We start from the raw sequence: 21,552 nt of genomic DNA on the forward strand, positions 1-21,552 counted from the left end.
AGAAATACTTTTCGAAACGAGGCGTTAGAGGAGCCTCAAGATCCGGACAATTTAACATTTTATTTATTCGGCTCCAAATAATAATCAAGCGTGGACAGCTATTTATCGTTAGCTTGTCCGACAATCGCGTACTTCCTCACCATTCCACGTAATTGGTTGTAGGTTAACCCAAGTAATTCTGCGGCTTGTTTCTGGTTATATTTGCTCTGTTTGAGGGCTTGGTTGAGTAGCTTGATGTCTTGTTGTTCTTGCCATGCTTTGTAATCAAGCGGCAAAGAAAACAAGCTCTCTGATGAAGTATGGCTGTTGGACGGCGCATTGCCAATTTCATGCGTGGAATCTTGATCTATTTTCCATGCGGGTTTGAATGGGTTAAACACCAAAGATTCAATAGGATATGGGTCTTTACCGTGCTGGTAGACTGCGCGCTCAATAACGTTCTTGAGTTCTCGCACATTCCCCGGCCATGAATAATCCAGCAGCGCCTCAACGGCAGACGGAGCAAAGCCAACAAACAACTCCAATTCTAATTCACGGCACATCTTAATGGCGTAGTATTCTGCCAGCAGCGTGATGTCTTCTTTTCTCTCTCGAAGAGGGGGTATAGTAATCACGTCAAACGCGAGCCTGTCCAATAAGTCGGCTCTGAATTCGCCCCTTAATGCCATGTCTGGTAAGTCGGCATTGGTTGCACACACCAGTCTGACATTGGCACTTAGCGCCTTTTGCCCACCGACACGTTCATATTGCCCGTATTCAATAACGCGCAGTAGTTTCTCTTGAACCGCAAGGGGAGTGGTCGCCAGCTCATCCAGAAACAGCGTTCCGCCTTCTGCTCTTTCAAAACGACCTTGATGACGCCCTTTCGAACCCGTAAAGGATCCTGATTCATGACCAAACAGTTCTGAATCAATCAAACCTTCACTTAAGGTTGAGCAGTTCAATGAGATCAAAGGTTGATCCCAACGTCTTGAAAGGTAATGCAGTCTTTGTGCGATCAACTCTTTACCTGTGCCACGTTCGCCAATGATCAGAATGGGTCTTTCTATTGGTGCGAGTTGGGAAACTTTATCTAACACAGAGAGAAAGCTAGGTGATTCACCAATGAGGTTCTGCTGCATAGCGGGTCCTTGTATGAATTAATCGCTGGAGAGGTCATGTAAGAGCCATAGTGGTGAAAAATACCAATACTTGGCTAAATTCATCATAGCATGGTTCGGGTTAATCACCATTTTATTGTAAGTATCTGATAATAAATGGCTTAAAAGTTGGCACGTTACTTGGATTACTTATGGTAGGTTTAACAACAAACGTAAATTTTTGAGCAAGTGGATTGAGAAATCGAATAACGCTTTAAAGCACATTTGCCATCATTGTAATTAAGGAGTTCCTCATGGGTATTTTTTCTCGCTTTGCAGACATTGTAAATTCGAACATCAGTGCACTTTTAGACAAGGCTGAAGATCCTGAAAAGATGATTCGCCTGATTATCCAAGAAATGGAAGATACGCTGGTTGAGGTTCGCACTAACTCCGCTAAAGCTATCGCAGATAAAAAAGAGTTAGCGCGTAAAGTTGAAGCTATCGAAACTCAGATTCTAGATTGGCAAAATAAAGCGACACTAGCACTAACTAAACAACGTGAAGACTTAGCTAGAGCGGCGCTAATAGAAAAGCAAAAACTTGAAGATATAATCAAAAGCCTTCACACAGAGCAAACCTTGGTTCACGAAACCATCGAAAAGCTGACCAGTGAGATTGGCAAGCTTGAAACCAAAATCGCAGAAACACGTGCGAAGCAGCAAGCATTAATGATTCGTAATAATGCGGCAAGCAATCGTCGTGATGTTCAAAAGCATCTGCATTCAAGCAAAACCCACGAAGCAATGGCGAAGTTTGAGCAATTCTCGCGTAAAGTGGATGAATTAGAAGCTGAAGCAGATGTTTACGCCAAAACAGGTAACGCAAAATCGTTAGACCAAGAATTTGCAGATCTACAAGCTCAAGATGAAATTGAAAAAGAGCTGGCGAAACTGAAGCAACAAGTTGAAAACCGCGATAAATAATTTTAGGAGTTGTCTATGTCAACATTTCTAATTGCAGGCCCACTGATTGTCTTTTTAATCTTCGTGGCACCGCTATGGTTGTTCTTACATTACCGCAGCAAGAAGAAATCCAGTAATGGTCTTTCAGAAACGGATCTTCAGCGTTTGCACAAGCTTTCTGCTCAAGCTGAATCGATGCAAGATCGAGTGAAAACGCTAGAAAAAATACTGGATGCGGAGTCACCTAACTGGAGACGAAACTATGAGTAGAGAACTGTATCGCGATCCTATTAACGGTAAGTTGTCTGGAGTGTGTGCAGGGTTAGCGAACTACTTTGGCCTTGAAGTGTGGTTGGTTCGCATCTTGGTTATCTCGGCGGCACTGCTTGGTGGTAGCTTTTTGGTGTTATTAGCGTATGTAGCTTTGACATTTATGCTTGAAAAACAACCACCTCAGTATGTCGATCAGATGAAGGCCAAACAAGAGCACACGCTCAAGCAAAAACCTTGGGAAAAAGGGCAAACCGCAGAGTCGTTACTGGGCACTTTAGAGGGTGATTTCCAGAAATTAGAGACCAGTGTCCGCAATATGGAAGCTTATGTGACTTCGGATACTTTCAAAGTCGACCGCGCATTTAAGAACATGTAGTGGTAAACCTGAAAAACATTAGATAACGGTTTAGGAAAATTTATTCCAAGCCGTTATTTTTTTTAATAATTTTGTCTAAATAAATCTTACGATAACTGGTAAGTTACATGTAATTAATCTATGTTATAAAAATATTTATAGTTATGGATGATCACTAATGTATAGAGCCTCCGTTGTCCTATTGACAGCCTTAGCTGGGTTGTCTGGGTGTGGTAAGGAGCTTCCTCCCGTACCTGAACCTGATTCTAGACCCGCCAAACTCTTCACTGTCTCCGTCGGTAGTAATGCTTTTGAACGTAGCTTTCCAGCCACCACAGAAGCTGGTGACAGAGCAGTACTGGCATTTCGTGTTCCAGGGCTACTTCAGACTATCGATGTCACATCTGGTCAACAGGTTACCAAAGGTGATGGGCTTGCAACGCTTAATCCTGACGAATATCAGTTGTTAGAGAAGCAAGCGAGAGCCAACTTTAAGCTTGCCGATGTTCAATACCAACGTTCCATTAAGTTGCGCAAAGATCGCGTCGTATCTGAGCAAGACTTCGACCAAGCGAAAGCTAATCATAATTCTGCTAAAGCGGTGCTTAACCAAGCAAAAGCCAACCTACGTTATACCACTTTGGTTGCGCCTTACGATGGTACTATCTCCATCATTCCTGCTGAAAACCATGAATACATTGCGGCTAAACAAGGCGTGATGAATATTCAAACGAATCAAATCCTCAAAGTCGTATTCTTATTACCCGACCAACTTATCACGCGCTTTTCTTCAGGGTTTGAGACGGATGCAACCATGGTTTTTGATGCTTTCCCTGGTAGCTCCTACGCTTTAGCATTCCAAGAAGTTGATACTGAAGCGGATCCCAAAACCGGGTCGTACAAAGTCACCATGGTAATGGAAAGACCCACCGATGTTGGTATTTTGCCGGGTATGTCAGGCACAGTTCATTTAGTTTCAGCGTTAGCAGCCGCCACAAAAATTCCCACATCAGCAATGATGACTGATGGCGATGATGTCTCTGTGTGGCGCGTGAATAGCGACGGTATTGTTGAAAATGTCGCAATCATCATCGATGAAAAGCGCCATATTGTTTCAGGGTTGAACGATGGTGATCGCATCGTAACTTCTGGTGTTAATGGTCTTGAACCGGGCGTTAAAGTTCGAGAGTGGATCAAGGAAAGGGGGCTATAACATGAAAACACTTAAAGTGGCCGCTGGACTGTCGTGTTTGGCTTTACTTACGGCTTGTGAAGATAAACAAGTTGTAGAAGTGAATAACACGCCCTTGGTTAAAGCTATCGAGATTTCAGTCATCGACTTTAGCGACAAACTCTATTTCCCAGCGGTTGCAAACGCTGCCGAGAAGGCTCATCTCAGCTTTCGAGTCGCTGGTGAAATCAATAAGCTTGATGTGAAAGAAGGTGAGCGTGTTTCACAAGGAGACATCATTGCAGAGCTTGACCCTACCGATTATCAACTGGATGTCGACAATGCTCAGGCGCGTTACACGGTAATTAACAGCCAATACAGACGTTCAAGTCCGCTAGTGAAGAAAGGCTTATTGGCGAAGTCACAGTTTGATGAAATTGCTGCTCAACGCCAGATCGCTTATGCCGAGCTGGAACTCGCAAAACTGCGCTTGTCGTTCACTAAGCTTCGTGCTCCTGTTGATGGGATCATTTCTCGTGTCAGTGTCGATCAATATGAAAATATTCAGGTAGGCCAGCAGGTCGTGAACATTCACAGTGTCGAGGATGTTGAGGTTGTTATCCAACTGCCTGACCAGATTTACGTGAATCAGCCTAGCGAACAGCTGTTATCGAATGTTGAGGCTGTGGTAAGAGTACCCAGTGGCAATGAATACACGGCGGCTATTAAGGAGTTTACCACTGAACCTGACCCAAGCACGGGCACGTTCACGGTGACGCTTGCTCTACCTATGCCGGAAGATGATTTGATTCTGGATGGTATGGCCGTTGAGGTGACGTCAAATGGGCGAGATATCGGCTTGGAGTTAAAAGCTGGGGTACTTATCCCAATCGAAGCTGTGTTTAATGCGGATGGCGATGATTTAACGCGCCAGAACTCTTATGTATGGGTGCTTAATGACGACAGTACCGTCTCAAAACAGCAAGTCGTAATAGGAAAAGCCAATCAGAAAACATTGCAGATCATGAAAGGATTAGAAATGGGGCAGCATGTCGTTGTTGCAGGCGTATCGCGATTGCGAGATGGGATGACAGTGGAAGTATTGTCTCAGGAGACGAACAATGAGTGAAGTAAATAACAAGCCCCAAAATGACGATCAACAGGGTGATGATCAGATCACAGGTGTTGCTTCTTACTTTATACGTAACAAAGTCATTAGCTGGATGCTATCTCTGATCTTTCTTATTGGTGGTGTCTCTGCCTTTTTCGGCTTGGGTCGTTTAGAAGATCCTGCCTTTACCATCAAAGATGCGATGGTTGTGACCTCTTACCCAGGGGCCACACCTCAACAAGTTGAAGAAGAAGTTACTTACCCACTAGAAAAAGCGATTCAACAACTTACCTATGTGGACGAAGTGAACTCTATCTCTAGCCGCGGCCTATCACAGGTAACGGTGACGATGAAGAACAACTACGGCCCAGATGATCTTCCGCAAATATGGGATGAACTTCGCCGAAAAGTGAATGATCTCAAGGTTGAACTGCCACCCGGCGTCAATGATCCTCAAGTCATCGATGATTTCGGTGACGTTTACGGTATTTTGCTGGCGGTGACGGGGGATGGCTATAGCTACAAAGAGCTGCTGGATTACATTGATTACCTAAGGCGAGAGCTAGAGTTGGTTGATGGGGTCAGTAAAGTCTCCGTTTCCGGCCAACAACAAGAGCAAGTGTTCATTGAGATATCGATGAAACGGATAAGCTCTCTGGGTCTGTCTCCAAGCACGGTATTTAACCTTTTATCGACTCAAAATATTGTATCAAGTGCAGGAGCGGTAAGGATTGGTGATGAATATATTCGAATCCATCCAACGGGTGAGTTCCAAAACGTTGAACAGCTTGGAGATTTGATTCTTACGGAAGGTGGCGCTCAAGGGCTTATCTATCTAAAAGATGTGGCGAATGTAACCCGTGGTTACGTTGAGGTACCGAGTAACATCATTGGTTATAACGGCGAACTCGCGCTTAACCTGGGTGTCTCTTTTGCGCAAGGCGTGAACGTGGTCGCAGTGGGTGAAGACTTTGATCGAAGACTCGCCGAGCTTAAATATCAACAACCCGTCGGTATCGACATCTCCGAGGTTTATAACCAACCTAAAGAGGTGAACAAGTCGGTAAGCGGATTTGTGGTGAGTTTAGGGCAGGCGGTTGCGATCGTAATCGTGGTGTTACTGTTCTTCATGGGACTAAGATCGGGCCTATTGATTGGTTTGATACTGCTATTGACCGTATTCGGTACATTCATTTTCATGCATTACTTCAAGATCGACCTACAACGTATTTCACTGGGCGCGTTGGTTATCGCCTTGGGGATGCTGGTGGATAATGCCATTGTGGTGGTGGAAGGGATATTGATCGGCACGCAGAAGGGGCGAACCCGGATGCAGGCCGCCACCGATATCGTAACCCAAACCAAATGGCCGCTGCTTGGTGCGACGGTTATTGCGGTGACTGCGTTTGCTCCAATTGGTTTATCTGAAGACTCAACAGGCGAATACTGTGGCACCTTGTTCACGGTGCTACTGATCTCCTTGATGCTGAGTTGGTTTACTGCCATCTCGCTCACGCCGTTCTTTGCCGACATGTTCTTTAAAGGTCAGAAGGTCGATCCAGATAACGAAGGTAAGGACCCATACAACGGGATGGTTTTTGTTATCTACAAAAACTTCCTTGAGTTCTGTATGAAGCGTGCTTGGTTAACCATGTTTGTTCTGATTATTGGTTTAGGCGCGAGTGTGTACGGTTTTGGTTTCGTTAAGCAAGCCTTCTTCCCGTCTTCAACCACACCTATGTTCCAAGTGGATGTGTGGATGCCAGAAGGTACCGATATTCGAGCGACCAATACCAAGCTTAAAGTGCTTGAGAGTTGGCTAGCTGAGCAGGACGAAGTTGAACATATCACGACAACCGCGGGTAAAGGCCTGCAACGTTTCATGCTGACTTATGCGCCAGAGAAAAGTTATAGCGCTTACGGCGAGATAACGGTTCGTGTGAAAAGTTATGAAGTACTTGAAGGGCTAATGAAACGCTTCCGTGAACATGTAAATGGTCAGTTCCCAGAGATTGACTACAAGCTTAAACAGATCGAATTAGGTCCTGGTGGCGGTGCGAAAATTGAAGCGCGAATTGTGGGTTCTGATCCAACGGTTTTACGTTCAATCGCTGCACAAGTGATGGACATCATGCGTGCTGATGAAGGCGCATTTAACGTTCGTCACGATTGGCGTGAAAGAACTAAGGTATTAGAGCCTCAGTTCAATGAAAGCCAAGCGCGTCGTTATGGTATTACTAAATCTGACGTTGATGATTTCCTAGCAATGTCTTTCTCTGGTAAGTCGATTGGTGTGTATCGTGATGGTACAACGTTAATGCCGATTGTGGCTCGTTTGCCTGAAGACGAGCGTGTCGATATTCGTAACATCGAAGGCATGAAGATCTGGAGCCCAGCATTAAGTGAGTACATCCCACTTCAACAAGTAACGTTAGGTTACGAGCTAGAATGGGAAGATCCACTGATCATCCGTAAGAACCGTAAGCGTATGCTAACGGTAATGGCGGATCCTGATCTATTGGGTGAAGAGACGGCCTCAACTCTACAGAAACGCTTACAACCACAGATTGAAGCGATTGAGATGCCTCCGGGTTACTCATTGGAATGGGGGGGTGAATATGAGTCGTCAGCAGATGCACAGGCGTCACTGTTCACAACCATGCCTCTGGGTTACTTGTTCATGTTCTTAATCACTGTGTTCTTGTTTAACTCGGTGAAAGAGCCTCTGATCGTTTGGTTAACGGTTCCATTGGCGTTGATAGGGGTGACGACAGGCTTGCTAGCCTTGAATACACCATTCGGCTTTATGGCGCTGTTGGGCTTCTTGAGTCTATCTGGGATGCTTCTGAAGAACGGTATCGTACTACTTGATCAAATTGAGATTGAGATGAAATCTGGTAAAGATCCGTATGTAGCGGTTGTTGATGCGGCTCTGAGTCGTGTTCGCCCGGTATGTATGGCGGCGATTACCACCATTCTAGGTATGATCCCTCTACTACCGGATATCTTCTTCAAACCAATGGCAGTAACCATCATGTTTGGTTTAGGCTTTGCGACTGTACTCACGCTAATCGTAGTGCCTGTGCTGTATCGTTTGTTCCATAAAATTGAAGTGGCTTAACGTCAACTGACCTTTGAAATAATGCCCCTAATTGGGGCATTATTTTTATGTACGATTACTAAAAGAGACTATCGAAATGGAAGCGAATACAGTGGATAGAACGTGTGCATGGGCGCTTAAACATGAGCTTGAAAGGGAGTACCACGATGCAGAGTGGGGCGTGCCTGTTTATGATGACCAAGTTCTGTTTGAGTTCATTACTTTAGAAGGCGCTCAAGCAGGTCTGAGTTGGATTACGATCCTTAAAAAGCGTGAAGGCTATCGTGCCGCGTTCGATAATTACGATCTAAACAAGCTAGCTGAGCTGAATGAAGACAACGTGCCGCACATCATTGAAAACTTCGATGTGGTTAAACACAGGGGTAAGATTGCTTCGGTATACAACAATGCACGAGCAACGCTTGAATTACAGAAAGAGTTCGGCTCTCTTTCTAATGCCTTATGGCAATTTGTTGATAATGAAGTGATCGTGAATCAATGGACTGAGATGTCTCAAGTTCCCGCTTCTACCGAGCAATCTAAAGCGATGAGTAAGTTTTTGAAGAAGAGAGGCTTTAAGTTTGTAGGAGAAACAATCTGTTACGCATTTATGCAAGCAACAGGTATGGTCAATGATCATTTAGTCGGTTGCCCACACAAATAAAGTGTTATTTATTTCAGCGGAACAATCACTTAGAAATTGAAAAATTCATAGCCATTTTTTCATCGCTCTGAGATCTTTAAGTGGATGTGCTTTAAGGTTCAATATTGGCTTTGAAAGCTTCTGGACTATGAGCGGTTTGTATTATGAGCTGAAGTATCTGAATATGAGTATTTTGAGTTATGCTTTAAACAGAAAAAGGCAGGAATATCCTGCCTTTTTTGCATATTAGACCTATCGTCTCAGATTAAATCAGAGCGCTATAACGTTCTAATCCCGCCTCTAGATCAGCAATCAGGTCATCAACATCTTCTAACCCAATATGAACACGTATCAAGGTACCTTCGAAATTAGGATTGGCAACAGTTCTCAAGCTGTCAAAACTGCTTGGTTCGTTAGCTAGAATCAAACTTTCAAATCCACCCCAAGAGTAACCCATACTAAAATGTGTCATTCCATCAAGTAACGCTGTCGTCGCTTTGATATTAGAGTTGTTTAGTACAAAAGAGAACAAGCCATTACCGCCAGTAAAATCTCGTTTGAAGAATTCATGGCCTGGGCAAGACTCAAGAGCAGGGTGACGAACGTGGTTAACTTCAGGACGAGTCTCTAACCATTTTGCGACCTTCAAGCTGCTTTCTGCGTGTTGGCGTAGACGCACATCAAGAGTACGAATGCCGCGAAGCCCTAAATAAGCATCATCAGGTGAGACACATTGCCCCATCAAGTAACTTTGCTCTCTTAGTTGATCCCAGCATTTCTCATTGGCGACTGCCGTACCTAGCATCACATCAGAGTGACCCACGATGTATTTGGTCGCTGCTTGAATCGAGATATCAACACCAAAATCAAACGGTGAGAAGTTCACGCCAGCCGCCCAAGTATTGTCTAGCATAACGATGATGTCATGTTCATGAGCGATACGCGCTAGTGTTGGAATATCCTGCACTTCCATGGTGACAGAGCCTGGAGACTCAGTAAACAGCACCTTAGTGTTTGGCTTGATAAGGTCTTGGATACCTTCACCAATCGTTGGCTCGTAGTAAGTTGTCTCTACCCCCATCTTTTTCATGATGGTGTCACAGAAATCACGAGTAGGTTCGTAGCAGGTGTCAACCATTAAAATATGATCACCTGTTTCTACAAAAGAGAGAATGGCATTCGAAATTGCTGCTGTACCACACGGGTACAGTGCACAACCCGCGCCGCCTTCTACTTCAACCATCGCATCTTGGAAGGCAAAATGAGTGTTGGTTCCACGACGTCCGTAAAAAAGGGTCTTGTTAGCGCGGTTAATCGTAGCTTTACGCTTCTCTTCTACTGAGTTAAATACGACAGTTGAAGCGCGTTGTACTGGTGGGTTAACAACACCATTGGTCCACTTCTTATCACGACCGGCAGTGATAAGTTTAGTGGTTTTGTTCTCGGACATGCTGTGAATTCCTTATCAATCGGTTATGTCCTATTTAAAACATGCGAGTAGCCATCAAAGCAAGAGGGAAGAGAGAGTTTTTAACGTTTTCTTTTGGTTTTTAACTTTTCCTCGATTTGTGATGAAAAGTTAAAAAGCGATCGCAAAGATACTATTCGTTGCCAATGGTGGTCGGCGAGCGAGGAGTATTAGAGCAACGGGTTGAATAAATAGAACAGTCTCTCAAAGAAGCGGTTACGTAAATTTCTCTGTTCCCACTGCTCTAATTCCACGGGATGAGATGATTCAATATAGGATTGCTGTAAATCAAACAATTGCTTGGTGAAGTGTACGTCGTCAACGGCAAGGGTTACTTCAAAGTTGAGCCACAAACTGCGCATGTCGATATTGACGGTTCCGATCAAGCAAAACTCTTCATCGATCACTACCGATTTGGTATGAAGAAGGCCACCGTAAAATTCATAGATCTTCACGCCAGCTTCAAGCAACTCGGTATAAAACGCACGAGAAGCCCATTTAACCATTAGTGAATCGTTATTGTGTGGAATGATCAGTTCTACAGTTACGCCGCGTTGAGCTGTCATCTTAAGTGTTTCGAGTAAGTCAGCACTTGGCACAAAATAAGGTGTAGTAATACGTACAGAATGATTCGCTTGATTGATGGCGATGGTCAGTACTTGTAAGATCAAATATTCCGGCATGCCAGGGCCAGACGGCACTACTTGAACCGGATGATGTGTCATGATTTCTTCAACTGGGCATTCAGGTATATCAGGGAGAATGCGTTCACCAGTCTCAACTTCCCAATCCCAGCCATGAATAGCGGATAACACATTAACGGTTGGCCCAGTCACTCTGACCATTACATCAATCCACTGACCAACGCCGGAACTTTGTTTGAAGTGAGCAGGATCGACCATGTTCATTGAACCCGTATAGGCGATAGTCTCGTCAATCACAATGATTTTGCGGTGTTGTCTTAAATCTAGGCGACGTAAGAAAATACGCCATGGGCTCACTTCTAGTGCTTGTACGACTTGAACGCCTGCGTCCTTCATCATTGACTGCCAGTGGCTTTTGAAAAAGCGAGGGCTACCGGCTGAATCGAGCAAAACTTTAACATCTACGCCACGTTTTGCAGCGCGAATCAGCGCAGAGGCAACCGAATCGGTCAGGCCACCTGGATGCCAAATATAGAAAACCATCTTGATACTGGTTTGTGCATTTTCTATATCTTCGATAATTGCGTGTAGGATCTCGTTTGGTGAAGATTGCAGCGATAGAGTGTTTCCACTGAGTGCAGGGATGCCCATTCGATTGTTACAAAGCTCGTCAATCTTATGGATAGGGGAGCCGACTTTCCCTGGTTGGTGAAGTTGGCAATCATTCAATTGACGGAACCAGTCGCCGAAAGGGGTAAACATACGATGAGCGCGTTCAGCCCTTTTTCTGCCTAGGTTTAGCTCACCAAAAAGGAAGTAACAAGCTACACCAACAATCGGGATAATGTAGATAACCATTAGCCAAGCAAGAGAAACGCTGACAGAGCGTCGTTTTAGTACAACACGAAACGTCACACCGGCTACGAGAACCCAGTACAAAACAACAGAGGCCAAAGTTAAAAAATGATAAAGCTTATCCACATTGAATACTCGAAAAAAGAGACACTTAGATAGTAATGCTATTTAACGGATATGGGAATTTAAGGATTCAACTATTTACAAAATAGAGCAAAAGATGTAAATAGGTTAAAGTTGTTAAGTTTTGGTCAACTTAAGAAGAAAACGATTGTTTTGTATGAAAAGTCGGCATTTAACCATAAAAATTTACATCTTTAACGAAATTTGTACGGTATGCTCTTCCAATTCTATTCTTAAACTGGTTTACTTGCTAGACAACGAGCGTCAATCAAATCTTTTAGGTGTGTAAATTTATTTATACACCTTCCTTTTAAAGACGCCACCCAAAGCAAAACACAACATCACATAACACAAAAGTTTGGAGTACACGTGGCTACTAGTAATACAACCACAACACCCCGCGATACCTGGGGTTCGAAGTTAGGATTCGTAATGGCTGCAGCAGGTTCTGCTGTTGGCTTAGGTAACATTTGGAAATTCCCATACACAGCAGGCGAAAGTGGCGGTGGTGCATTCGTTGCCATTTACCTGTTTTTTGTAATTTTTATTGGTTTCAGTGTCATGCTGACTGAATTTGCGATTGGCCGTCATACGCAAAAATCAGCAGTAGGTGCATTTAAAACAACTGACCGTCGTTGGACGTTCGCTGGCGTTATCGGCGTAGTCAGTGGTCTACTTATCATGGGTTTCTACCCAGTAGTAGGCGGTTGGTCAATCGCATACATCGGTAAAATTGCAGGTGGTCTTCTAGACGCACCAGAAGCAATTGGTGATAGCTTTGGTGGCTTTATCTCAAACCCAGTTCAACCACTAATGTGGATGGGCTTATACCTACTACTTAACGTTGTTATCGTTATGAAAGGTATCTCTGGTGGTATTGAGAAAGCAGGTAAGATCCTGATGCCGCTTCTTTTCATTATCCTTATTGTAGTATCAATCAAAGGCATTATGCTTCCGGGCGCGATGGCTGGTCTTGAGTTCCTATTCAGTCCTGACTTCTCTAAAGTAGACAGCAATGTAATCCTAGCCGCTCTAGGTCAAGCATTCTTCTCTCTAAGTCTTGGTATGGGTTGTATGATGACATACGGTTCTTACCTTAAGAAGAAAGAGAACCTAGTTCAGACAACAGCAATGGTAACCGCAATGGATACTGGTGTTGCTATTCTAGCTGGTGTTGCAATGTTCCCTGCAATGTTCGCGTTCGGTATGGAACCTGCAGCGGGCCCTGGTTTAGTATTCGTTGTTGTTCCTCAGCTATTCGCTGAAATGGGCGGCGTAGTTGGTCTTCTATTTGCTCTTATGTTCTTCGTTGGTTTGAGTGTTGCGGCACTAACATCTTCAGTATCTCTACTTGAAGTTGTGGTTTCTTACCTAATCGATGAGAAAGGCATGAAGCGTGTAACAGCGGTACTGTCTGCAGGTGTTGTAATGGCGATTCTATGTATCTTCGCTTCTCTATCACTTGGCGGCTTCGGTCCAACACTGTTTGATACTGGCGCGTTCGACATTTTCGACCTACTAACGGATAAGATTTTCCTAGCGGTTGGCGGTATGTTGGTATGTATCTTCGCTGGTTGGAGACTAAACCGTGCTGACCTAGAGAAAGAAATCACTAACGATGGTGAAGTATCTTTCCCACTATTCGGTCTATGGTACACGCTAGTTAAGTACATCATCCCAGTAGCTATCGCAATCGTTGCATTCATGGGTATCTCTTCTGGCTTCGACAGCGGTAAAGGTGCAATCATGCTACTAGGTATTGGTATTATTGCTGGCTCTGCGCTTATCTCTAAGAAGCTATAGTTTTAAGAAGCTACAATCGCGAGCTAAAGTAAGTTAAGAAACGGGAGCCAATGGCTCCCATTTTTTTATTCAAATACTTAATTCTTATCAAAAAATAAAACATTACATTCACTAAAGTTATCCGTCACCTAGCCGATATATTGAATATCAAGAATTTTTGATCGGTATTTAATTTAGGTAGGTGTTGTGTGAAATTGTCAGTGAGAAAGAAACTGTATGCCGGTTTTGGCTCTATATTGGCGGTGCTTGTTACGTTAGTCAGTATTGTATGGATAGAAGTTATCGGCGCGCACCAGAGCGCAGATGAAATTAGAATGGACGATGTTCCGGGTACTGTTACCTACCTGGTACTGATTGATGAAGCGGGTGATGTATACCGAGATGCGCTTGGTGCAATTACACTGGTTGATAACGCACTCAATGATTATCGAACCAGCAAGAACGAATTTGCTCAAGCTATCGAGCAGGCTAAGCGTTTGGAGAGTAGAGGTTCGGAAGACCACCGCCGTATTCAGCGAATTGAAGACCTGATGGGGCGTTTCACTCAAGAGTTTGAATCAAAGCTTGTGCCGAAGATCAATGATGAAGCTGCGCTACTAGCCAATATTCAACAGCTACGATCTTTGTATGAGAGCAATCTTATCCCTATTGAGAACTTACTGGATCAAGCGTCAGCAAGTGAGCGCGCAGATACAGAACAGTCACTACTGACACTAACCGACACGTTTACTACCATCGAGCGCACCATCATGGTGTTGTCTGCTATTGCGATTGTCTTTGGTTGTGTGATTGCGTATCTATTGTCTAGCTCTATTACCAATCGTCTTACTCGTGTAGAACAAGTAGCACGACGTGTAGCAAATGGTGACCTAACGGCAGGCGACATTATTGATGATTCTGGTGATGAATTGGCTGAACTGGCTAAGTCGATTAACCAGATGCAGAAATCACTAGTAGACCTATTAGGTTCAATCTCGTCTGTGACTCACCAAGTCCAATCGGTGACAGGGGAGCTCTCTTCTATTAGCCAAGACATCGTTACTGGTGCATCAGCTCAAGCAGACAAAGCTAACTTGATTGCAACGGCTGCTGAAGAGCTAAGCTTGACCATTTCTGAAGTGGCGCAGCAAGGTACTTCAACTTATGAAGAAGCACGTCGCTCAGAAACCTCTGCAGAAGATGGCCGCAACGTGATTGTTGAGATGGTGGCGAGTATTCAACAAGTGTCGACTCAAATGAGCGATATGTCGTTGCAAATGAATACTCTAGGTTCTCACGGTGAGCAGATTGGTAGCGTTATCAAGGTAATCGAAGACATTGCTGAGCAAACTAACCTGTTAGCTCTTAACGCTGCAATTGAAGCGGCACGTGCAGGCGAGTTTGGTCGTGGTTTTGCTGTGGTAGCCGATGAAGTGCGAGCGCTAGCAGAAAGAACAACCAAAGCGACACGAGAAGTCTCGGGCATCATTCAATCGATTCAATCGGGCACTCAAGAAGCGGTGACTTACACTCAAGATAACTGTCGTTTAGTTGAGATTGGTGTTGAGCAAAGCTCAGGTGCTGTTTCGGCTCTAGAAGCGATTGTGAGCGGTGCGGGCAATGTACAAAGCATGGTTAACTCTATTGCGACTGCGGCAGAAGAACAGACGGCTGTGACCAAAGAAATTGCAGCGGACATTACCGCGATTAGCGATATCTCTGAGCAATCTCTGCAGCTAGCAACTCGTAGCTCCGAAAATACATCAGGCTTGAACGCTAAGGTTGCTGAGCTAGAAGCATTAGTTGGTAAGTTTAAACTGGGGTAAAGCGGTAGCTTGGTTCTATTTACCTATTGGTAATCGAGTAAAGACCACGCACTGATCGCTAGTTGCTGAAAAGAAGCCCAACGATTCAATATTTATTGAGTGAGTTGGGCTTTTTCGTAGCTGGAATCTGGGTTCAGACGAGGTATACTCCACGTTCTACAATGGAGCTAGCCTTTAATGTTCGATATTCTTCTGAACCACTCTGATTTTTTACTTATCAATAAGCACCCTGGAGTCAGCGTCCACAAAGACGATGGCGATACCATGTTGCTTCAAGAAGTTGCTAAGGCAATTAATGAGCCTAAGCTGTATCTCGTTCATCGACTAGATAAAATGACTTCGGGCATTCTGCTGCTGGCAAAAAATGCGTCGGCGGCGAGCGAGCTTTCACAGCTATTTGCAAAGCGTGAAGTAGAAAAATACTACCTTGCGATTGGCTCTAAGAAGCCAAAGAAAAAGCAAGGTTTGATCTCAGGAGACATGGAGCGTTCACGACGCTCAAGTTGGAAACTTCTGACATCCAAAGAGAACCCTGCGATTACTCAGTTTTTATCAGCAACGGCTGAACCCGGTGAGCGTCTGCTGTTATGCAAACCCTATACGGGGCGAACTCACCAGATCCGTGTCGCGATGAAGTCGATCGGCTCAGCCATTGTTGGTGACCCTATTTATAATCCATCGAGTGAGGCTGACAGAGGTTATCTGCATGCCTTCGCGATTCGATTTGCCTATCAATCACAAGCCTACGAATATGTCTGCGATCCAAGAAGCCTAAACTCCTTGGGTGAGAAGTGGCATCAAGAAACCGTGTCGAACGGTTTGGACAGTTGGCTTGAACCTTGGTCATTAACTTGGCCAAAGCTAAACACTAAGTGAGTGAAATAATGGAAGCATCAGCTTTACCTCTGTTTTTTAGTCATATTGAACAGCAACTTAATGAAGTACCAAACGAACTACGCCGTATTTTCCACGGGCGCGGTAAGTTTTGGCCTGGTCTAGAGCAACTGACATGTGACTGGGTTGATGGACAGCTACTGGTTAACGTGTTTAAAGAAGTCGACGATGAATTCTTGTCATCTCTTAAAGCTGGATTGGTTGAACTCACCAACAAAGATATCTGGCAATCAAAGCAGGGCACAAGCATTGTTCTGCAACACCGTTATGCCGATGGTGCGCCTTCAGAGGTTCTATGGGGTGAGTTGAATGACTCTCCGGTTGTGGTTGAGCATGGCCTTAAGTACCAATTAGACATTGGCCGTAATCAGAACTTCGGTTTGTTCCTAGACATGCGTAATGGTCGTCAGTGGGTACAAGATAATGCCAAGGATAAGAACGTTCTTAACCTGTTTGCATACACTTGTGGTTTCTCTGTCGCGGCTATCGCTGGTGGCGCTCGTCAGTGCATGAATGTGGATATGTCACGTGGCTCGTTGAATAAAGGCCGCGATAACCACCGTCTGAATGATCACGATATGCGCTCGGTTAACTTCCTTGGCTACGATATCTTTAAGTCGTGGGGGAAAATCAAGAAGGGCGGTCCTTACGAGCTCGTTATCATCGATCCACCTTCGTTCCAAAAAGGCAGCTTTGCTCTAACCAAAGATTACAAAAAAATCTTACGTCGTTTGCCTGAACTTCTAACGGAAGGCGGTGAAGTGATTGCGTGTGTGAACTCACCAGCAGTCTCACCAAACTTCCTGATTGAGACGATGGCAGAAGAAGCGCCAAGCGTTGAGTTTATTGAACGCCTAGACAACCCGCCTGAGTTTGTCGATGTCGACCTTGATTCAAGCCTAAAGGTATTGAGGTTTAAAATCACGGCTTCAGCTGAAGCTTGATGTCATGATTTAGCGGGCATTATCCATACTAATATAGAAAACGCCGCTCACAATGAGCGGCGTTTTTATAGGTGCAAGAAACTAACTCATTTATTAACTAGCTTGGTTTTTTAGTGTCTGAAAACCAAAATAAATACGCATGAACGTGGTTAGCCAACAAGCTGCACCAAAGGTGTAAGCGATAACCGCAAAGTGTTGAGGCCAAATACAAAACGCGATGAAACAAGCGATGGTTTCGGTGCCTTCGGTTAGCCCTGACATGTAGTACAGAGACTTATGCTTATAGACTGGGTTTTCAATGCCTCGCTTGCCTGCCATAACCGCAAACGCTAAAAAGCTGCTGCCTGTGCCGATAAAAGAGAAGATCAAAAATGCACCGGCAATGGCGTTGTGTTCTGGGTTGGCAATGACAAATCCAAAAGGGATCAGCGAGTAGAATAGGAAATCTAGGCTGATATCGAGGAAACCGCCCGCATCACTAATGCCTTGGATTCGAGCCAAGGCTCCATCAAGCCCATCACATACTCTATTAAACACAATGAAGCCTAACGCCCACTCATATTGTTGAAATGCCAACGCTGGAAACGCTAAACACCCAATCAGAAATCCGAATAACGTGGTTTGATTGGCCGTGATACCCAATTGGTTTAGTAACTTAGCAGACTGATTTAATGGCCACTTAATGACCTTAATGGAGTACTTATCCAGCATGGTTACTTCTCCATGGCCAAGACAGTACTTCTGCCCCTTGAGGTACATCGGCGTCGTCGTGCGTGACCATTAATGTAGGGATATTCGCTTTGGTCAGCTGTTCGAAGACCCAATCGCGAAATTGTGCTCTGAGCTCTTGGTCTAACTTACTGAACGGTTCGTCAAGCAGGGCGAGTTTAGGCTTGGCTAACAACATACGAGTCAAGCTTATTCTTGCGCGTTGACCGCCGGATATTTGATCCGGGAAAGATTCAGCTAAGTGAGTTAGCTCTATGTCTTTTAGTGCAGCCATTGCTTGTTTTTGGCGAGCGGAACCTTTAACAGAGTTCGGTAACGAAAAGGCCAAGTTTTCCCATACTTTGAGGTGCGGAAACAACAAGTCATCTTGAAACAAAATACCGACTTCACGCTGATGTGATGGAAGCTCGTCGAGCTGAATATTGTTCAACACAACGGTGCCAGAGTACGAAAACTCTTCACTTAAGTGACCAGCAATCGCATCCAGTAAGGTCGACTTTCCGCAGCCACTCGGCCCCATCAAAGCCAGTATTTGGCCAGATTCTAATGTGACGTTTAGCGCTGAGAACAGCGAATCTCCATCGGTTTTACGGATGGCGAGGTCGTTGAGGTACAGACTCATTACTTAGGAAACCTTTAAAAGTAAGACGGCGATATCTCAGTTGAAGTCGGCTGACTAATATCGCTAAAGAGAAAAAGAACAGAGGCAATAGGGCCTGCCAAATGGCATAGATTGCTGTCACCCTGCGGTCGAAACCACTGGTAAGTGCAACGGCTTCTGTGGTGATCGTGCTAATACGGCCCGCGCCGAGCATTAATGTTGGAAGGTATTGGGCCAAACTCACGCTGATCCCGACCGCCCAAGCAAAGGCAATCGCAGGAAGCAAGATTGGTAGTTTGATCGAATACCAACTCTGAAATGGCGATTTACCTAGGCTCAGCGAGGCTTTAATCAACCCATCATTGAAGCTTTTCCACGGGCCATCCAAAGATAGGTACACAAACGGGAAAGCAAAGAAAACATGCGCCCAAATCACCCAGAACTCATAGGCACTACTGCCGATGTAGAGGGTCGTGACTTGCATACCAAACAACACTGAAAGCTGTGGTATTAGCATTGGAATAGCGATAATGAAGCCCGGAACTTGCCACTTGTATTTGATTCTGTATTCGTGAGCAACCAGCGCAAGCAACAAAGCGATTGAAGCAGCAATCAGACCAATCCATAAGCTTTGACCAACGGTGCTCATGATGCCTTCCCACTCGAACTCCCAGAAGCGCGTGCTGTAGCGGCTCGGCAGTAAATCAGGGAAGCGCCAACGCTGAGCAACGCTCCAAATTACCATTAAAGGAATGATCAGCAGTGAAAGGCTAGCAAGGACAGTGAATACCGTTTTCCCCGGAAGGTTTGCCCCTGTTCTTCCGGAATACTGCCAAGTTCGAAAGTACTTAAGAACCGCCCATTCAACTAAACGCGCCAAGGCGATGATCAACGAAGCTAAACCAAACAAAACGATGGCACCAGCAGCAGCTCGCGGAAGTAGGTTAAGATCCGGATCGTTGAACCATTGCCATACCAAAACGGCAAAGGTCGGCGGGTTGGTTGGGCCTATGATCAAAGCAATATCGACAACCGAGACACTGTAAGCGAGTACCGCCAGCATTGGGAAACGAAGCTTAGTAAACCATTGTGGGAAAATACATTTCCACCAGATCTGAGCGCGGCTGTAACCGAGCGATGCACTGACCTTGGTGATACGCTCTACATCAATTTGCTGAAGTATCGAAATGCTCATCAGCAATAAGAAGGGGACTTCTTTGAGTGCGAGCATAATAATTAAGCCGAACGCGTATGGGTCTTTCACCAATAACGCCAATTCAGAGCTGGTAGCCGATTCGCCGAGCAAGTGATGTACCGCTCTTGCGCCAAGCCCCGTTGGACTAAACAGAAAAGCAAAGCCGATAGCGAAAGCTACATGTGGAATGGCAAGCATTGGCGATAGCGTAAACTCAATCTTTCTCCAAAACTTGTTTCCCCAAGAGGCTTGAAGAATACAAAAGGTCAGGAAGCAGGCTATATAGCTGCTTGCAATTGCTGAACCTAGGCTTAAGCCAATAGAGTGCCAAGCCCCTTCCCATTGAAAGACTTGGCTAAAACCGTTGAGTGTCGGCTCCTCTAAACCAAGGGGCGGGATGAAACTCAGTGACGAAGCCACGACTCCCGCTACCCCAGGAATGGTCGGGATAATGCATACAGCTATAACAACAAAATATAGAGCGCGTAGCATGAAGACTAGTTACCGTATCGCTTAAGCCACTCTTTCTCGAGCGCGTTTTGCCAGCTAGGGTGTGGTTCATCAACCGATTTAAATTGCTGGGTGTTTTTAGCGCTGCCAGTGAGGTACTTGCTGCTCAGAACCGAAGGATCGCCCCAAACATTGAGGTCCCCCTTGCGAGACTGTGCTTCAGGGCTCAGTAAGAAGTTAATGGTCACTTGAGCACCCGCGGTTGCATTGGCGTTCCAAGGAATCGCAAGGAAGTGAATGTTAGATAGAGCGCCGCTTTCTAGAGCATAAGCTTTAGTGGTTTCGGCTAAGCGACCACTGGCTTGTGCTGAATAAACAGAGTTTGGATTAAACGTAATCGCGAGATCGATCTGTCCGTCATCCAGAAGTTGGATGCTTTCCGATGTGCCTGCTGGGAACTGCTTTCCACCGCGCCACGCCACTTTATGGAATTTATCTAAGTAAGCCCACAATGGTGCCGTTACTTCTTGGAAGTTGTCTTCTGAAACCGGCTGAGCCAGCGCAGGGTTATTGTTTGTTAGTTCAATCAGTAGTGACTTAATGAAGCTCGTGCCATGAAACTCTGGTGGGCGAGGGTAGCTTAAGCGGTTCGGGAAAGCCTGAGCGTAGCTTAACATCTCAGAGAATGATTGTGGCGGGTTGTGAAGTGTTTCTTGGTCATGAATGAACACCAGTTGTCCCACGCCCCACGGTGCTTCTAAGCCTTCTGTCGGCTCTGAGAAATCGACATCAATTGGCAGAGACTTATCGACATACTGCCAATTTGGAAGTGATTCCGTAAATGGCCCAAACAATAGCGCGTTGTCTTTCATCGAACGGAAGTTCTCGCCATTAATCCAGACGATATCGACGCTGCCTTCACTGTTCTTTCCTGCCGCTTTTTCAGCAAGCAGTCGAGTGGTGGTTTCCGCAATATCGGTCACTTTCACATGCTTTAACGTGACACCGTAGTCACTTTGTAATTTCTTGCCTGCCCACTGTAGGTAACGATTGATCTCTTGGCTTCCGCCCCAAGCGTGAAAGTAGACAGTTTCTCCCTCTGCCTGCTGTTCTATTTGGTTCCAGCTGTCGATGGATGTTGCTTCATCAGCATAAATGGTTGCGCTGTATGCAACGGTTGCCATGATTCCTAACGTACTTACTATATTGTTCATAAACTTTTCCATTTGGTAGTGAACGGGCAAGAGCATTGTATTTTCAAACTCCCTAGGGCGTGTTGACCCTTCGTGGTTAACGAAAGATCAACATGCCCTAATAGTTATTCTATCTGTTTCTGAAATAAAT

18 protein-coding genes are annotated in these 21,552 nt (G+C 45.0%); 11 read left to right on the forward strand and 7 right to left on the reverse strand.

The features are described 5' to 3' along the window. Positions 1–98: 98 nt before the first annotated feature. Positions 99–1,121, reverse strand: coding sequence for a phage shock protein operon transcriptional activator (pspF, locus tag A6D97_RS04220; protein WP_065583878.1), 1,023 nt, complete (start codon positions 1,119–1,121; stop codon positions 99–101). Positions 1,122–1,393: 272 nt separating this feature from the next. Here pspF and pspA point away from each other — a divergent pair, with 272 nt between their 5' ends. From pspA to A6D97_RS04255, 7 genes are all read left to right on the forward strand, one after another. Continuing rightward, complete coding sequence (pspA, locus tag A6D97_RS04225; protein ID WP_004734604.1) at positions 1,394–2,065, forward strand: phage shock protein PspA; 672 nt, start codon at positions 1,394–1,396, stop codon at positions 2,063–2,065. A gap of 15 nt (positions 2,066–2,080) precedes the next feature. Then, positions 2,081–2,314: an envelope stress response membrane protein PspB gene (gene pspB / locus A6D97_RS04230; RefSeq protein ID WP_004734605.1), complete on the forward strand. Its 234-nt coding sequence runs from the start codon at positions 2,081–2,083 to the stop codon at positions 2,312–2,314. Further along, a complete protein-coding gene (pspC, locus tag A6D97_RS04235; protein ID WP_029222097.1) occupies positions 2,307–2,693 on the forward strand; it encodes an envelope stress response membrane protein PspC in 387 nt (128 codons plus the stop codon). The genes pspB and pspC overlap by 8 nt, the downstream gene beginning before the upstream one ends. A 157-nt stretch (positions 2,694–2,850) precedes the next feature. Then, positions 2,851–3,885 (forward strand): efflux RND transporter periplasmic adaptor subunit, encoded by a 1,035-nt coding sequence (locus A6D97_RS04240; RefSeq protein WP_065583879.1) that lies wholly within the window; start codon positions 2,851–2,853, stop codon positions 3,883–3,885. 1 nt (position 3,886) lies between these two features. Next, positions 3,887–4,972, forward strand: a complete 1,086-nt coding sequence (locus tag A6D97_RS04245; protein WP_029222096.1) for an efflux RND transporter periplasmic adaptor subunit — start codon at positions 3,887–3,889, stop codon at positions 4,970–4,972. Beyond that, complete coding sequence (locus A6D97_RS04250; protein ID WP_065583880.1) at positions 4,965–8,075, forward strand: efflux RND transporter permease subunit; 3,111 nt, start codon at positions 4,965–4,967, stop codon at positions 8,073–8,075. The genes A6D97_RS04245 and A6D97_RS04250 overlap by 8 nt, the downstream gene beginning before the upstream one ends. A 76-nt stretch (positions 8,076–8,151) precedes the next feature. Next, positions 8,152–8,718, forward strand: coding sequence for a DNA-3-methyladenine glycosylase I (locus A6D97_RS04255; RefSeq protein ID WP_017065337.1), 567 nt, complete (start codon positions 8,152–8,154; stop codon positions 8,716–8,718). 244 nt (positions 8,719–8,962) lie between these two features. Here A6D97_RS04255 and A6D97_RS04260 read toward each other — a convergent pair whose 3' ends face one another. Together A6D97_RS04260 and cls are read right to left on the reverse strand one after the other, a co-directional pair. Continuing rightward, positions 8,963–10,147 (reverse strand): cystathionine beta-lyase, encoded by a 1,185-nt coding sequence (locus A6D97_RS04260; RefSeq protein ID WP_017065338.1) that lies wholly within the window; start codon positions 10,145–10,147, stop codon positions 8,963–8,965. A 188-nt stretch (positions 10,148–10,335) separates the two neighbouring features. Further along, positions 10,336–11,790: a cardiolipin synthase gene (cls, locus tag A6D97_RS04265; protein ID WP_065583881.1), complete on the reverse strand. Its 1,455-nt coding sequence runs from the start codon at positions 11,788–11,790 to the stop codon at positions 10,336–10,338. A gap of 366 nt (positions 11,791–12,156) precedes the next feature. Here cls and A6D97_RS04270 point away from each other — a divergent pair, with 366 nt between their 5' ends. The 4 genes from A6D97_RS04270 (at position 12,157) to A6D97_RS04285 (ending at position 17,233) form a co-directional block, all read left to right on the forward strand. Continuing rightward, a complete protein-coding gene (locus A6D97_RS04270; protein WP_083190207.1) occupies positions 12,157–13,590 on the forward strand; it encodes a sodium-dependent transporter in 1,434 nt (477 codons plus the stop codon). Positions 13,591–13,778: 188 nt separating this feature from the next. Then, on the forward strand, positions 13,779–15,395 hold the full coding sequence (locus tag A6D97_RS04275) for a methyl-accepting chemotaxis protein (RefSeq protein WP_065583883.1): 1,617 nt from the start codon (positions 13,779–13,781) through the stop codon (positions 15,393–15,395). A gap of 177 nt (positions 15,396–15,572) precedes the next feature. Further along, positions 15,573–16,271, forward strand: a complete 699-nt coding sequence (locus A6D97_RS04280) for a TIGR01621 family pseudouridine synthase (protein ID WP_017060318.1) — start codon at positions 15,573–15,575, stop codon at positions 16,269–16,271. Positions 16,272–16,279: 8 nt separating this feature from the next. Next, positions 16,280–17,233: a class I SAM-dependent methyltransferase gene (locus tag A6D97_RS04285; RefSeq protein WP_065583884.1), complete on the forward strand. Its 954-nt coding sequence runs from the start codon at positions 16,280–16,282 to the stop codon at positions 17,231–17,233. A gap of 93 nt (positions 17,234–17,326) precedes the next feature. Here the strand turns inward: A6D97_RS04285 and A6D97_RS04290 are convergent, their stop codons facing one another. The 4 genes from A6D97_RS04290 to A6D97_RS04305 are packed head-to-tail and all read right to left on the reverse strand — an operon-like array spanning position 17,327 to position 21,422. After that, positions 17,327–17,944 carry a CDP-alcohol phosphatidyltransferase family protein gene (locus A6D97_RS04290; RefSeq protein WP_017060320.1) on the reverse strand — a complete coding sequence of 206 codons (618 nt, stop codon included), beginning with the start codon at positions 17,942–17,944 and terminating at the stop codon, positions 17,327–17,329. Next, entirely contained in the window at positions 17,934–18,584 is a 651-nt protein-coding gene (locus tag A6D97_RS04295) for an ATP-binding cassette domain-containing protein (RefSeq protein ID WP_065583885.1), read from the reverse strand. The genes A6D97_RS04290 and A6D97_RS04295 overlap by 11 nt, the downstream gene beginning before the upstream one ends. After that, positions 18,550–20,250: a thiamine ABC transporter permease gene (locus A6D97_RS04300; RefSeq protein WP_017065762.1), complete on the reverse strand. Its 1,701-nt coding sequence runs from the start codon at positions 20,248–20,250 to the stop codon at positions 18,550–18,552. The genes A6D97_RS04295 and A6D97_RS04300 overlap by 35 nt, the downstream gene beginning before the upstream one ends. A gap of 5 nt (positions 20,251–20,255) precedes the next feature. After that, the gene (locus A6D97_RS04305; RefSeq protein ID WP_017068055.1) at positions 20,256–21,422 is read right to left on the reverse strand and encodes an ABC transporter substrate-binding protein; all 1,167 of its coding nucleotides are present in this window, start codon (positions 21,420–21,422) and stop codon (positions 20,256–20,258) included. Positions 21,423–21,552: the final 130 nt, after the last annotated feature.

Origin of the sequence: Vibrio sp. ZF57 (assembly GCF_001691235.1) — a bacterium.
Classification (GTDB): domain Bacteria; phylum Pseudomonadota; class Gammaproteobacteria; order Enterobacterales; family Vibrionaceae; genus Vibrio; species Vibrio crassostreae_C.